The following is a 13,438-nucleotide window of genomic DNA, read 5'->3' on the forward strand; positions in this document are numbered from 1 at the left end:
GTCTTGGATCAGACAAGGCCGGTTTAGTTAAGTATCGACATAGTCCATATAGAACTGATCAAGCTATGCTTCCACTAATATTCATTAATTTATCTTATTGCGCATCAATATATGCGGTCATCAGGTTAAATACAGCGTCAATGTCCAGATCTGAACTATCGATAATGTAAGCCCCTTCAGCCGGCTTAAGCGGCGCAACGGTTCTTTCCATATCACGCTTATCACGTGCTTGGATATTAGATAAAATGTCGCTTATTTTAACATTTTGCCCCATGGCCTGCAACTGCTTTACACGTCGCTCAGCACGCGACTCAGCAGAAGCCGTCAAATATATTTTTGCTTGGGCTTCTGGGAAGATTGAAGTCGCCATATCACGGCCATCGGCAACAAGACCTGGTGCTTGAGCAAATGCACGTTGTCTTTCGAATAATGCCTGTCTTAATTCAGGTACAACTGCAACCTTGGATGCAAACTCACCGACTTTTTCAGTGCGAATTTCATCCGTTACATCATGCCCGTTAAGTAAAATTTTTGTTTTTAAATGATCACTAACAAATTGAATATCGAGATGAGTCGCTATTTCTACGCATTTAACCAACACATCTGGATTGTGAATTGAATCAATTAAATTCAGCTGATGTAATGACAATCCCAACAAACGATACAAAGCGCCAGAATCTAGTAAATGAAACTGGTAATGCTGTGCCAATTTTGCTGCCAAAGTTCCTTTACCTGAACCGCTTGGTCCATCGATCGTGATAATTTGAATTGTCATTACTTTACCAACTTCGCCTTAGAGGCGTTTTGCTAATTTCTTAAAGCCAAGTGTAATAGCAAGTTTGAGTTGTGCAAGAATTAATTTGCTCACAAACGGTGCTCTTGCCTGTAATTCGATCGTGTATGTGACTAAAGTTTTAGCTGTTGAAAGCTCTTTAAATTCAATAATTCCAAGATGATGTTTGATTAATGGATTCTTGATAATTTTGTATTCAATACGCTTATTTGGCTCTAGTACAGTAATTTCTTCTTGAATTGGCTTTATTGGGCCTAATCCCATTTTTCGTACTGATCCAATCCCATCAGGACGAATCGGATCAGCTGCATCTTTAATGCGTACAACCTGAATCGGTGCAAATACATCATTATAAGTCGCATGTTTTGACAAAACTTCAAATACACGATCTATAGGCTGGTTAAATTCTTGTTTAACTTGGATTGAATTCATTTTTTATTCCTTTTCATTGATTCCGCTTCATACTGACAATACATTATGTCAATTTTTCCACAATCAACAATAGCAATCATTCCTGATTATTTTCTATTTTTTGTCGTACACGCTGTTGTTTTTTTTGTTCACGTCTGAATTTAAAAAATTCTGAAAGCTGATGAGCACACGCTGATTGCATGCACCCCCCTTCAAATTCAAATATATGGTTGTAATAACCTTGATTATTCAATAACTGTCGCGCACTGACCAGCGAACCCGCTTTCGGCTCTAAAGTACCAAATACAACACGATGAACTCGAGCATGAATTAAAGCCCCCACACACATTGTGCATGGCTCAAGGGTTACATAAAGAGTTGCATCTTCTGGTAGACGATAGTTCTGAATTTGATTACATGCTTGGCGAAGCGCGACCACTTCAGCATGAGCAGTTGGGTCATGACTCAAGATCGGTTGATTATATCCCTCACCAATCACTTTTCCCTGACTCACAATGACAGCTCCAACAGGGATTTCTCCCAATTGAGCTGCGAATGCAGCCTGCTCATAGGCACGCTGCATCCATTTTAGATCTTCAGTATCAAATTGGATTTCAGTCAAAATTAGATAATACCGTACTGTTTTAACAAGTTATTCCAGCTCTCGATATTTGTAACTGGTGGGTGCGCACCTAAAATTCCTTTTAAGGACATAGACTTTGCAGGTGTCCATTCAGGAGATAAATCTTTATCCACTAAACGCGCACGCACGCCCTCAACAAAATCAGGATGTCTAATTTTCCAATCAGAAATTTGAGTTTCAAGTTCAAATACTTCTTGCCAAGGATGAACTTGACGCCCCCATTGCCATAACAACCAAGTAATCGCAGCCGTACTCGGTGAGCCTTTTGCAAGATTCTCACTAGCTTGTCTTAGCCAATCACTTCGTGCATCACTTAAACCGATGATTGCTTCGTAGTCATTTTCAAAGTTTGCACCACGACAGACACTGTGAATCACATCTAACGAGATTTGCAGTGGCCCTGGAGAAACTGGTCGATGCAAACTATTTAAAGTGTCATCTAATGCCCTAAAATCGCCAGCAGGATAATGATCCCAATCGATATTGATCAACTTTTGTAAAACAACATCACGCTGAGCATCACAAATATGAGTCGCCCAACCGATACCATAAGCTCCTGCCGCAGTCATGATCGATCCAGTTAAACCTGTAAATAGACCAATTGGACCACGATCTGCCAAGAAACGACTAGCACCAACATCTGGATATAAACCAATATTCACTTCTGGCATTGCAAGACGCGAATAAGGTGTAACCAGTCTGAATGGTGCAGCCATAAATAAACCAAGCCCACCACCCATCACATAACCTTCACCCCAAACAACAATCGGCTTAGCGTAGTCATGCAACAAAAGATCTAGCGCGTATTCTTGTTCAAAAAATTTATTTGCCGCATCAACCTCATTATTGATGACCAACTGACGGAGTTTGCGTACATCCCCACCGGCACAAAAAGCTTTAGGGGTTGTTGAATCAAACCAGATCGCTTTAACCGCATCATCATGATGAAACTTTTCAAAAACAGCCAATAAAGCCGTCACAATAGATTCATCAAGTGCATGTAAAGATTTTGGACGATTTAATCGAACCACTCTCCATCCATTCTGTGCTTCTTCAACAATTAAGTCAGGATGATATTGATTCGTCTCAGGAGATATTGTCATGCTTCCAGCTGCCATTTAATTGGCTCAATGCCATTTTGTTTAAGATAATTATTTGTTTTTGAAAAAACTTTACACCCAAAAAAACCACCTCGGTTTGCTGCCAACGGTGATGGATGTGCTGCTTTTAAGACCAAATGCTTATTTTGGTCAATTCGTTGACCTTTCTTATGCGCGTACGCACCCCAAAGAATGAAAACGATCTTTTCACGTTGCTCATTTAGAACATCTATCGCAGCATCAGTGAAATCTTCCCAACCTTTCTTTTGGTGTGAAGTCGGCTGGCCCGCCTCAACAGTCAATACACTGTTCAGCAACAAGACACCCTCTTCAGCCCATTGGGTTAAATCACCATGCTTGGCAGGCACTATTCCAAGGTCAGTGCTGAGTTCGTGATAGATATTACGCAAAGACGGCGGTAATGCAACACCCTTTTGCACTGAAAAACTCAATCCATGTGCTTGATTTGGACCGTGATAAGGATCTTGACCGAGAATCACGACCTTTACACGATCTAAGGGTGTAGTGTTGAACGCATTAAATATAAGGGAATTAGGTGGGTATATCACCTTATTCGCCTGTAATTCAGATTTGAGAAAAGCTTTCAGCTGATCCATTTTATCGCTGAGCAGAAAATCTGCTAAAGCATACTTCCAACCATCCTCTAACCGAACTTGATTCAGTTGACTTAATTCTTGTTCGGTGAGTTGCATTGTGTTCATCCCTAAATCAATCACAGCTTTAAAGTTTTACTTGTAAATCTACACTTGGGTTCTTAAAAGTGAATCCTTGTTTCAATTGTTCGTATATTTTAGGATCAGACCATTCATTTTGAATTTGTTCTGAGAATACGATTTGATCAAGCGCCAATAAGCCCATCTGTTCATTTACGATATCTTCAGCAAAACTTTGCGCATAGCCTGTGTCAGTTTCATGCACGATCACTGAATAGACTTCAACATCACCTTCACCATTTTGCGTGATAGTTGATTTCAGTACTTGTTCTGCCAAATAAAAGAAAATTCGAGAAAATTGTTCAGCAGAAGGTGAAACGGGTAATGAAACCCAACGCGCACTAAAAGTTTTACATGCTTGAATATATTCAGCTGAATCTTCTTGCCAAAAACAAATCGCATGATCAAAACTATCATAAAGTTCTTTGATCACACCTTTCAGCAAACCAAAATCATAGACCATTTGACCATGATCTAGCTTTGAGGCTTTCAATAATAATTCGACTTTATAGCTATGACCATGAATTGAACGCTTACAGCGGTCTGATGTGCAATTTCGCACAATATGCGCGTTTTCAAACTTAAATAATTTTCGAATTAACATATGTCAGAGCAATAAAAAATCATGGATTAAAATGATTATAGTGCATATTCACACAACTCATCATTAATTTTAACGTTTTAAGCAATTGGCAAAACGTATTAAAAACAAAAAAATAAAAAGCTATCATTCAATTTGTTTAAATTAATAGTTTAGCAATTTAATCAATTGGTTTGAAGAGGTGCCAAACTTCTTGAGAAGACATAAACCTTATCTTCATCACGCATCAGATAACTCGAAAAATATCGCTTTCGATCAGATAGCATGATTTCAATATCTGCTCGATAGAATGCAGATTTAACATCAAAATTATTTTTTGCTGTGCTTTTTGCTTCTTCACTTAACTGACTTAGAGTGTTGAGTTCCCAGAGCTGATCTACGGACTCAAAAAACTCACCATTGGCTTTTTTCTGATCCAAATCACGCTGTACATTTTGCACATCCAAACTTGGGTCTATAGCAGCAATAATCATCGCTGGTGCTGTATTAATATTAATTTTAATTTCTTTTAAAGGAATCGCTGTAACATAAGGTTTTATCAATAAAAACTTATCACCTTCAAATCCTCGCACTTGCTTCAACTCTTCAACGCTATGAAAAGGACCATTCGCTGGCAAATAAGGACGCGTTAAACTTAAATAATAATTACTCTCTGCCCCCATCGCGCCAATCGTCAAATCATCTTGATCTTGCCAATCAATTACCGCTTCATTCAATTCTTCTGGCAAACCAAGCTTTGTTAATAATCCCTTAAAGTAATTCACCGCATTATCATTCGGCACGCCATCATCTTTGACCAAACTGTTTAAATTAAACTTACCCGTTTCATCAATAATTCGCCCTGCGACATAACCACCATCAATTGGAAATGGTGGCATCGGTTGAGCCCAAGTTTCTTGAAGATTATCTGATTTTGAATTGGACTTAGCATCTTGAACCAATAATTCTGAGAAAAAAGCTTCAGCACTTTTTGCATAATACAGTGCTTGGTTTTGACGAATCACATAGGCCGTATTTTCACTGGTATTGTATTGACGATGGGCAATCGTCGCAGCAATGATAGTTGCCAAAGCGACTAACATTAAAATCGTAATCAAGGCGATTCCTTTTTGCTGCTTCATGCATTTTCCTAATGATTATTGACTAGATGTCGGTTTTAAATAGTCAGTATTAAGCAAACTGAAAATCCACTCGTATTCAACATCTTGTTGCTTAAATCTAATTCGCATACCTTTAGGCAATAGTCGAGCAACACCATCTTGAGCATCATTACCATTAGAACTTATTGTTGATGCATCCGGCCACGAATTCAATTCATTCGGGTTCAAAATTGTGATTTGAAACTCATCCACATTCTCTAGGATCGTACTGGATAAAGGTTGGGTTGTTTGAAGAACATTCAGATTGGGATACTTTAAACGATAAACTTTTCGATCTTGTGCATTATAACGATATTCTATTCTCTCAAATGGAGACAAACCCTGTTTCAGCGGATCTGTGACCCCTGCCTTACTAAATTGTAAAGACTGATCATCCAGTAAAAATGCAGGTTGGATTTGTCCTGCGATATTTGCAGTCAGCGGTACAATTTGCAAAGCATCTCTTTGCATTTGTAAATAACTATCTTGCAAACTGAGAAGCTGCTGCTCATGCACCGCATTGCGATCTTTGACTTTATTTAAATAATCAAAAATTTTCCATCCTAAAGCAGACAATACTGCAAAGATGGCTATGGCAACCAAAAGCTCTACCAAGGTAAAACCTTGTTGTTTACTCTTGATCATGAGTTGGATTGCTCTCTGATAGGATAGTTATAAAACACCATGGTGGTGACACCTGATTCAACTTTACCTAAATCATTGTTATATAGACTCACTTGCACTTCTATTTTCTGAACATCTGGGCTAATAGTCGCTTCTGATTTTTTATCAATTTGCCAACTTAACCCTTGAGAGGTAATTTGCTTCGATTGAGTTCCCTCTAGCCATTCACCACTAATTTGCATTGCAGCGACTTCATTTTGTGCGACGAATTGTGCTTTTGTTCTTAAAATTGCATTTGCAGTCGCCTGTGTGTACTGCATAGCCACCTTCGTCAATGACATTGCTGCTACAGCAAAAATAGCCAAAGCCACCACAACCTCAATCAAGGTAAATCCTTTAAGCACCCGCATCGATTTTACCCAAGTAATCTATTTGAATAAGATCACCAATTGCTTTTTGTTCATAATACATTTGAATTGTGACAGGTTTAACCTCGCCATTGCCCAACCAAATTAATTTAGGTGCATTATTATTCATCAAGTCTGCATTAGTTGCATTTTCAAAACTATAGTCGCTACTTTCGATCTGAAATGAAACCTTTGCAGGTAGCTCTCTCGCAGAAAACTCTGGCATTTCAACCCAAGTGGAAGGTTGACGATTATTATTCGATACAAGCGTCTGCTCTGGACGAGTTAAATCATTATATTTTTGAAATGTATAGCGAAACTGATCACCATTCGATTGTGGCACCAATGCAACCACTAACGATTGATCAACAGCCTCTCGATGAATACGTTTTAAATCTAATATTAAAGCCTCTCTAGCTTGCATTGCTTTACGTTGATCAATCCCACCAATATTCATCACCACCAATGCCGCCATGATGCTGATGATCACAGTGACCACCATCAATTCGATTAAAGTAAATCCGCCTTGACGGTGATCTAGAGATTGCATATTAGGCCACTGATTCTGTCAAATTAATCTGTTTAGGCATCATCAACGCTTGATCAATTAAAGCAACCCTTAACGTATCTCGACAGCCTAAATAGCGTTGATAGAAACTCGAGTTTAATATCGCAGCACCACCATGAGTAATCGACCAAATGGATGCTAAATAATCCCGAGAACTCATCTTACTTTGAATGGATGCTAGATGATTTTCTGTCATACGAATGATAATTCTGAGTCTACTTTTGCGAATCTGATACATTTCATTAAACAAATGATTAATACCCTGACCGGTTGTAGACAATCGCTCTTCAATTTGATGAAAGAGTACAGTACGTTCTGGATGATGCAAATGGTGCAACATAAAAAAAGCTAAATGTTCAGGAAATCCTTTTTCAGTATCTCGAACCATTTCTAATAACATGCGCTCATTACGAATAATGAGCAACATGTACAATTCATCTTTACTTTGGAAGTGCTTATAGAGTGTTCCTTTTGCCAAATCCAACTCAGCGGCCAATGCATCCAATGTCATGCCCGCTTCGCCGTTTTCCAAAAGAAGTTGTTCTGCGACCTGAAATATTAATGCTTCTCTCGCTCTAAACTGAGCCTGACGATCCATCTTCACTCTATAAACTCTCTTCTTTCTATTTTCCGTATTAAATTTTTACTGCATTCGTAGAAGATTCTCGAAATTTTGCGTTGTAATAAAGGCAATCTCCTCGACTGACTTATCATATACATCACTTAATGCTTTGGCTACATATGGGACATACTTTGGTTCATTAGACTTTCCTCTATATGGCATTGGTGCTAAATAAGGGCTATCAGTCTCAATTAATAGTCGATCTAATGGAACTTGCTTGGCCACATCACGTAAATCCTGAGCATTTTTAAACGATACTATTCCTGAAAATGAAATGTAATAACCGCAATCTAGAACCGCTTTTGCCGTATCCCAATCCTCAGTAAAACAATGCAAAATTCCGTGTGTCGACTTTTCAGCTCTTATAATATCTATCGTATCCTTTTTAGATGAGCGTGTGTGTACGACCACTGGCTTTTTCACCATCTGTGAAGCTTGAATATGTCGTGCAAAACATTCTTTTTGTTCTTTAACAAATTCAGTACTGTGATAATAATCTAGACCCGTTTCACCAATTGCCCAGACCTTATCTATACTCGCCAATTCAACCAAAGTTTCAACAGTAGCACGCTGCATGACTGCTGGATCTTCACATGGATGCACCCCAACACTGTAACCCACTCCTTCGTGTCGAGCTGCAATTTCTGACAGAATAATATGATCATCCAAATCAACCGATATCCCCATCATTTTTGTGACACCAGCATCAATCGCTTGCTGAATTGCTAAATCGATATTTCCCTCGTAAGGTTCAAGATTGAGCATGTTTAAATGACAGTGTGTATCTACAAACACAAGGACACCTTTTAATTTTTTAAGTCAGAGTCTACATTGTAAAGCTTGCGCGTGCTGTTGACATACTTCCAGCGAGTATTTTTTCTGCTTCCATTTTGTAATAGGCTCCTTTATCTCCAGTTAACTGCAATCCAAAACCTTGTGGTTTAATGCCCGATTGCTTATACGAAATCCAAATCACCTTACCCGTAATTGGTATTTTTTGGGTTTGATTAGGAAGTGTTGCCAAGATAAAAATCTCTTCACCCATTTTGACTAGATGTTTGGTTGGAATAAATAATCCACCACCCTCAACAAAAGGCATATAACTAGATTGCAGAGTTTCGCGATCATTAATATTGACTTGTAATAAACCGCCCGGACTTGGCTGCATCTCTATCCCCTGTATTCAAACATGATTATTGAACATTCATTAATTTTATAAAAAGCTGATCAACAATTAAATTTGATTGAACATTCTGCTCAACCATTTGTTTTGCTTGATGCACATCGCTATAAATATCAAATAATTGTTCTAATTGATATTGCTCAGCTAACAAACTAAAGTCTAAATCGCTATTTTTTACATTTTGTTCCATTTTATAGGCAACAAGATCAGCTAATAAGTACTCAAACATAACAATCAACTCGGAAAAGTTGAGTTGCTTATTCCATTTAGAAGCGTACTGCATTGGCATATTTTTTTGACTGACTAAATGATACCAATCATTTATAAACTCACTTCGCAGAGTTAACCATTCACTTGAGGCCAACTCAATAGCAGCTAAAGGCATACCATTCGACAGGTTAAGCAACAGTGTGCCCAAAGTCTGCTGCTCCGCATTCAAGTGCTCATTCAAATACGCATTGGCTTGATCATCAGACAACCGATCTAAGGCGTAATGTTGTAGGCGACTTCGTATAGTGGCTGGTAATTTTAAATAATGATCCGCCAAAAGAATAATCACAACACGCTCACCTGGTTCTTCAAGTGTTTTCAATAAAGCATTTGACGATGCGGTATTGAGCGCTTCCGCCGGTTCAATCACAATAACCCGCCAACCATCGACGGTTTGTTGCACGAATGGCTGTAATTCACGAATTTTCTCAATTTTAATTTTAGCGTTTTGTTTCTTATTGTCCTCATCCGTCGTGACGTAAACATAATTTGGATGAGTATCTGATTTTAGCCACAAACAACTCGAACACTGACCACAAGGTTGATTTGGCTGCTTATCTAAACATAGCAGCCAAGTAACAAATTGCTGGGTAAAAGCTTCTTTACCACAGCCTTTTTTGCCATAAAAAAGTAATCCATGACCTACTTGAGGAAACCGCTGAGTCAGTGTGCTCCATACATTAAGTTGCCAAGGATAAACATGCTGAGTCTGAGTCATTGACTAATCTATACTATTGGAAATGAGAAATAGGCATTGCATTAAGACGGTCTAAATCTTGTTGCGTATCCACACCTGGTGGTAAGCTCACCTCTGCCACATCAATTGCGATTCGATGACCATTTTCTAAAACACGTAGTTGCTCAAGGCTTTCTAAAACCTCAAGCTCACCCTGATCCCATGTCACATACTCTTGCAGCAACTTCACTCTATAGGCATATAAACCAAGATGTCGGTAGGCTTTAGGATGTAGTAAATGTGGTTGTTGCTTTGATCCATCACGATCATATGGAATGGTTGCACGACTAAAATAAAGCGCTTCATTGAATTTACTCATGACAACTTTCACAATACTATCGCGCTTAAATTCTTCTAATTCTTTGATCACTTCACACAAAGTAGACATTGAACATTCAGGCTTTTGCTCTAACAAAGAAGCAACCTGTTGGACTAAAGATGCAGGCAATAATGGTTCATCACCTTGCACATTTACAATAATATCTTCACTCGCCCAACCTTTGATTCGTGCGACTTCACTCAATCGGTCGGTTCCAGAAGGGTGTTCTGCACTGGTCAACACAACATCAATTTGTTCTGCCTTACAAAGATCAACAATTCTTTGATCATCAGTAGCAACACATAAATCATCAAACCCAGTCACTTTTCGCGCCTGATCTACCACACGTAAAATCATTTCACGCCCGTGTATTTTAAGTAGTGGTTTTCCAGGTAAACGCGAACTTGCAAAGCGAGCAGGTATTACAATGTGTTTCATGGATATTCCTTATGTGTTTACGATACCGAGTTTTGCAAGCTGGTGATCCAGCAAATCATAACAAGCTGATGATAAAGCTGCTTCAACAGGAACCACCCAAATTTCACGACTAAATTCTGGATGTTGTTTTAACAAAGGGAGGAGTTTCACAGCATCTTTTTCAGTGGTGATGATTGGATTTGAATCTTCAAATTGTAAATCATCAATCTGATAATCATAATGATCAGGAAATTCATGACACTGAAAATGCTTTAAGCCCATACTTTCAAGGGTTTTATAAAACCGTTGCGGGAACCCAATACCAACGACCGCATAAAAATTCAAATCAGTGGCAAAATATTCAACTTGATCTTCGACTGGATTTAACAAGTACGGCGCCGCAACTTGTAATTGCATATACAGATCTGAACTTGGTTGTTCAGCATGCTCAATTACTGTACCACTGCATAACCGTGCTACTGGCTCACGCAAAAAACCTTCTGGTAACAGTTTCTGATTACCCAAACCACGATTGTTATCCAGCACAATCCATTCTAATTGACGATCAAGTGCCCAATGTTGCAAACCATCATCACTAATGATCAAATCAAGTTGATGCTTAGAGAGAAGCAACTCTATGCTTTTCTGTCGTTGCCCACCTACGACCATCGGCACGCCAGTAGATTGCACAATTAAACAGGGCTCATCACCCACTTCATTTGGCTCAGAATCGAGATTCACGCTTGCAGGAAAAGGACCTTTACCACCATAGCCTCGACTAATTACTCCAACTCGAATATTTTTTTGTTGAAGATATTTAACCAATTGAATTAATAACGGTGTTTTACCACTACCACCTACCGTTATATTGCCAATGACCATGACAGGAACTGGTGCAGTATAAATAGGTTTTATACCACGTTGATACAAGGCTTTGTTCAGGAAAAATCCTAATCGATAAAGCAATGACAGGGGTCGCAATACAATCAACCACTTGGATTGCTTATTCCAAGCGTTTTGAATGACCTGCGCAATAGACATAACTTATTCCTCAAAATTACGTTGATGCAGTTGGAAATATGCACCACGCAAATCGAGTAATTCCTGATGTGTTCCCTGCTCTAATATCCGACCTTTATCCATTACCACAATAAGATCTGCATTCTCAATCGTTGATAATCGATGTGCAATGACAATCGTTGTCCGATCCTGCATAGCTGCATCAAAAGCACGCTGAATAAAGTATTCAGACTCATTGTCTAATGCGCTTGTCGCTTCATCAAGAATTAAAATTGGAGCATTTTTTAAGATTGCGCGAGCAATTGCAATACGCTGTCTTTGTCCGCCAGATAAATTTAAACCTTGAGCACCTAATGGTGTGTCATAGCCTTGAGGCAGTGCCATAATAAAGTCATGGGCATAAGCAGCTTTCGCAGCAGCAATAATCTGCTCTTCCGAAGCATCTTGTAACTGACCATAAGCAATATTCTCACGAACAGTTCGGTTAAACAGCACGACTTGCTGATTGACCATAGCCACTTGTGAGCGTAACGCTGTAACTTCGATATCTTGAATATCATGGCCATCGAATTTGATTGACCCTGAACTTAATTCTTGAAAACGAACCAATAAGTTAACTAAAGAAGACTTACCAGCCCCCGAACGCCCCACCAACGCTACAGTCTGCCCAGCTTTAACATTTAAATTGAAATCATGAATGGCATGAAAACCATCGCTATATGTTAAATTTGCCTGATTAAATTCAATATTGCCTTTGAGTTGTGGTTTTAACTGCCCTTCATTTTTTTCTTCAGGCATATCCAATAATTCAAATACTGAATGTGCTGCAGCCATTCCTCGCTGTAATTTTTCATTGATATCGGTTAAAGCTTTAATCGGCTTACTCAACATACCGGCTGCAGTAATATACGCAACAAACTGACCCGCTGAAGTATCCTGTAATATCTCAGGTCTTAAAGCAATCCAAATCACAATACTTAAAGCGATCGCCATAATAAGTTGTACAACAGGACTATTTAATTGTTGTACTGCAACCATTTTTAAACCACGACGCAAGTTTTCGAGTGAGGTTTCTTTAAAACGAGTTTGCTCGTATGCCTGTCCACCAAACCCTTTAACAACCAGATTACCATTCACGGTTTCTTGCACTACATGGTTTACATCACCCATCGTATCTTGCACTTGAGTAGACAGCTTACGCATACGTTTAGCAGCTTTTCTAATCAACAAACCGATTAATGGCGCAAAAATCAAAATACATAAAGTCAAGCGCCAGTTGGAATAGAACAAATATCCTAACAGCGCAATGGTGATCAAACCTTGTTGTAATAAGGTTCTTAATGACTCCGTTGAGGCAGCAGTCAGCTGTTCAACGTTGTACATAATTTTGGCAGTAATATGACCACTAGTGTTATCTAAATAATATTGCGACGGCAATCGCATTAATTTAGCAAAAACTTCTTGGCGAATATTAAAAATTAGATTTCGAGAAATCACCGAAGTGTAGTATCCACCTAGAAATAGCCCCACTCCTCGTACAAACATCAAAACCACAACCAAAAATGGGAATAAGTTCGTGAAACTTCGATCCTGTTCTTGAATGGCATTGATAATATGCTCTAATAATTTCGCAACAGAAACTTCAGTCGCGGCATTCAGCACAAAACCAAATACAACAATCAATGCAATCGTCCAGTACTGTTTTAAGTAACTCAACAAACGCATATAAACTTTAAAATCTTGCTTCACTCACAACCTCTAATTGGTACGGTATCCTTAAACACCTAAACAGATTCAGCACGTATGCAATTTAATCATACATAATTCGAACATCGAATGCTAAAGTCTGCC

The 13,438-nt window shown here is 38.8% G+C and carries 17 protein-coding genes; all 17 read right to left on the reverse strand.

The window, feature by feature from the left end:
• Positions 1–94 precede the first annotated feature (94 nt).
• Complete coding sequence (cmk, locus tag CL42_RS02205) at positions 95–775, reverse strand: (d)CMP kinase (RefSeq protein ID WP_035264559.1); 681 nt, start codon at positions 773–775, stop codon at positions 95–97.
• Positions 776–793: 18 nt separating this feature from the next.
• Positions 794–1,225 (reverse strand): SRPBCC family protein, encoded by a 432-nt coding sequence (locus tag CL42_RS02210; protein ID WP_035264561.1) that lies wholly within the window; start codon positions 1,223–1,225, stop codon positions 794–796.
• Positions 1,226–1,301: 76 nt separating this feature from the next.
• Complete coding sequence (gene tadA / locus CL42_RS02215; protein ID WP_035264563.1) at positions 1,302–1,826, reverse strand: tRNA adenosine(34) deaminase TadA; 525 nt, start codon at positions 1,824–1,826, stop codon at positions 1,302–1,304.
• A gap of 2 nt (positions 1,827–1,828) precedes the next feature.
• Complete coding sequence (locus CL42_RS02220) at positions 1,829–2,950, reverse strand: enoyl-CoA hydratase/isomerase family protein (RefSeq protein ID WP_035264667.1); 1,122 nt, start codon at positions 2,948–2,950, stop codon at positions 1,829–1,831.
• The gene (gene ung, locus CL42_RS02225) at positions 2,947–3,660 is read right to left on the reverse strand and encodes a uracil-DNA glycosylase (protein WP_035264670.1); all 714 of its coding nucleotides are present in this window, start codon (positions 3,658–3,660) and stop codon (positions 2,947–2,949) included. Before ung ends, CL42_RS02220 begins: the two co-directional genes overlap by 4 nt.
• A gap of 28 nt (positions 3,661–3,688) precedes the next feature.
• Positions 3,689–4,285, reverse strand: a complete 597-nt coding sequence (locus tag CL42_RS02230; protein ID WP_035264564.1) for a 6-pyruvoyl trahydropterin synthase family protein — start codon at positions 4,283–4,285, stop codon at positions 3,689–3,691.
• A 161-nt stretch (positions 4,286–4,446) separates the two neighbouring features.
• Positions 4,447–5,403, reverse strand: a complete 957-nt coding sequence (gspK, locus tag CL42_RS02235) for a type II secretion system minor pseudopilin GspK (RefSeq protein ID WP_035264566.1) — start codon at positions 5,401–5,403, stop codon at positions 4,447–4,449.
• A 15-nt stretch (positions 5,404–5,418) separates the two neighbouring features.
• Positions 5,419–6,066, reverse strand: coding sequence for a type II secretion system minor pseudopilin GspJ (gene gspJ / locus CL42_RS02240; RefSeq protein ID WP_035264568.1), 648 nt, complete (start codon positions 6,064–6,066; stop codon positions 5,419–5,421).
• Positions 6,063–6,455 (reverse strand): type II secretion system minor pseudopilin GspI, encoded by a 393-nt coding sequence (gene gspI / locus CL42_RS02245; protein WP_035264570.1) that lies wholly within the window; start codon positions 6,453–6,455, stop codon positions 6,063–6,065. The genes gspJ and gspI overlap by 4 nt, the downstream gene beginning before the upstream one ends.
• Positions 6,442–7,002 (reverse strand): pilus assembly FimT family protein, encoded by a 561-nt coding sequence (locus CL42_RS02250; RefSeq protein WP_035264572.1) that lies wholly within the window; start codon positions 7,000–7,002, stop codon positions 6,442–6,444. Before CL42_RS02250 ends, gspI begins: the two co-directional genes overlap by 14 nt.
• A 1-nt stretch (position 7,003) precedes the next feature.
• On the reverse strand, positions 7,004–7,618 hold the full coding sequence (locus tag CL42_RS02255) for a TetR/AcrR family transcriptional regulator (RefSeq protein ID WP_035264575.1): 615 nt from the start codon (positions 7,616–7,618) through the stop codon (positions 7,004–7,006).
• A gap of 45 nt (positions 7,619–7,663) precedes the next feature.
• Positions 7,664–8,437, reverse strand: a complete 774-nt coding sequence (locus tag CL42_RS02260) for a TatD family hydrolase (protein ID WP_035264578.1) — start codon at positions 8,435–8,437, stop codon at positions 7,664–7,666.
• 31 nt (positions 8,438–8,468) lie between these two features.
• Positions 8,469–8,810 (reverse strand): PilZ domain-containing protein, encoded by a 342-nt coding sequence (locus tag CL42_RS02265; RefSeq protein ID WP_035264581.1) that lies wholly within the window; start codon positions 8,808–8,810, stop codon positions 8,469–8,471.
• Between the two features lie 25 nt (positions 8,811–8,835).
• On the reverse strand, positions 8,836–9,813 hold the full coding sequence (locus CL42_RS02270) for a DNA polymerase III subunit delta' (RefSeq protein ID WP_035264584.1): 978 nt from the start codon (positions 9,811–9,813) through the stop codon (positions 8,836–8,838).
• Positions 9,814–9,826: 13 nt separating this feature from the next.
• A complete protein-coding gene (gene kdsB, locus CL42_RS02275; protein ID WP_035264587.1) occupies positions 9,827–10,588 on the reverse strand; it encodes a 3-deoxy-manno-octulosonate cytidylyltransferase in 762 nt (253 codons plus the stop codon).
• A 9-nt stretch (positions 10,589–10,597) separates the two neighbouring features.
• Positions 10,598–11,608: a tetraacyldisaccharide 4'-kinase gene (gene lpxK, locus CL42_RS02280; RefSeq protein WP_035264589.1), complete on the reverse strand. Its 1,011-nt coding sequence runs from the start codon at positions 11,606–11,608 to the stop codon at positions 10,598–10,600.
• A gap of 3 nt (positions 11,609–11,611) precedes the next feature.
• Positions 11,612–13,336: a lipid A export permease/ATP-binding protein MsbA gene (gene msbA, locus CL42_RS02285; protein WP_035264595.1), complete on the reverse strand. Its 1,725-nt coding sequence runs from the start codon at positions 13,334–13,336 to the stop codon at positions 11,612–11,614.
• Between the last annotated feature and the right edge of the window lie 102 nt (positions 13,337–13,438).

This window comes from Acinetobacter sp. Ver3, from assembly GCF_000632455.1.
GTDB lineage: Bacteria > Pseudomonadota > Gammaproteobacteria > Pseudomonadales > Moraxellaceae > Acinetobacter.

Coding starts and splice junctions, on each gene's coding strand:
- cmk (WP_035264559.1), bottom strand. CDS start 775: ATGACAATTCAAATTATCACGATCGATGGACCAAGCGGTTCAGGTAAA.
- CL42_RS02210 (WP_035264561.1), bottom strand. CDS start 1,225: ATGAATTCAATCCAAGTTAAACAAGAATTTAACCAGCCTATAGATCGT.
- CL42_RS02220 (WP_035264667.1), bottom strand. CDS start 2,950: ATGACAATATCTCCTGAGACGAATCAATATCATCCTGACTTAATTGTT.
- ung (WP_035264670.1), bottom strand. CDS start 3,660: ATGCAACTCACCGAACAAGAATTAAGTCAACTGAATCAAGTTCGGTTA.
- CL42_RS02230 (WP_035264564.1), bottom strand. CDS start 4,285: ATGTTAATTCGAAAATTATTTAAGTTTGAAAACGCGCATATTGTGCGA.
- gspK (WP_035264566.1), bottom strand. CDS start 5,403: ATGAAGCAGCAAAAAGGAATCGCCTTGATTACGATTTTAATGTTAGTC.
- gspJ (WP_035264568.1), bottom strand. CDS start 6,066: ATGATCAAGAGTAAACAACAAGGTTTTACCTTGGTAGAGCTTTTGGTT.
- gspI (WP_035264570.1), bottom strand. CDS start 6,455: ATGCGGGTGCTTAAAGGATTTACCTTGATTGAGGTTGTGGTGGCTTTG.
- CL42_RS02250 (WP_035264572.1), bottom strand. CDS start 7,002: ATGCAATCTCTAGATCACCGTCAAGGCGGATTTACTTTAATCGAATTG.
- CL42_RS02255 (WP_035264575.1), bottom strand. CDS start 7,618: ATGGATCGTCAGGCTCAGTTTAGAGCGAGAGAAGCATTAATATTTCAG.
- CL42_RS02265 (WP_035264581.1), bottom strand. CDS start 8,810: ATGCAGCCAAGTCCGGGCGGTTTATTACAAGTCAATATTAATGATCGC.
- CL42_RS02270 (WP_035264584.1), bottom strand. CDS start 9,813: ATGACTCAGACTCAGCATGTTTATCCTTGGCAACTTAATGTATGGAGC.
- kdsB (WP_035264587.1), bottom strand. CDS start 10,588: ATGAAACACATTGTAATACCTGCTCGCTTTGCAAGTTCGCGTTTACCT.
- lpxK (WP_035264589.1), bottom strand. CDS start 11,608: ATGTCTATTGCGCAGGTCATTCAAAACGCTTGGAATAAGCAATCCAAG.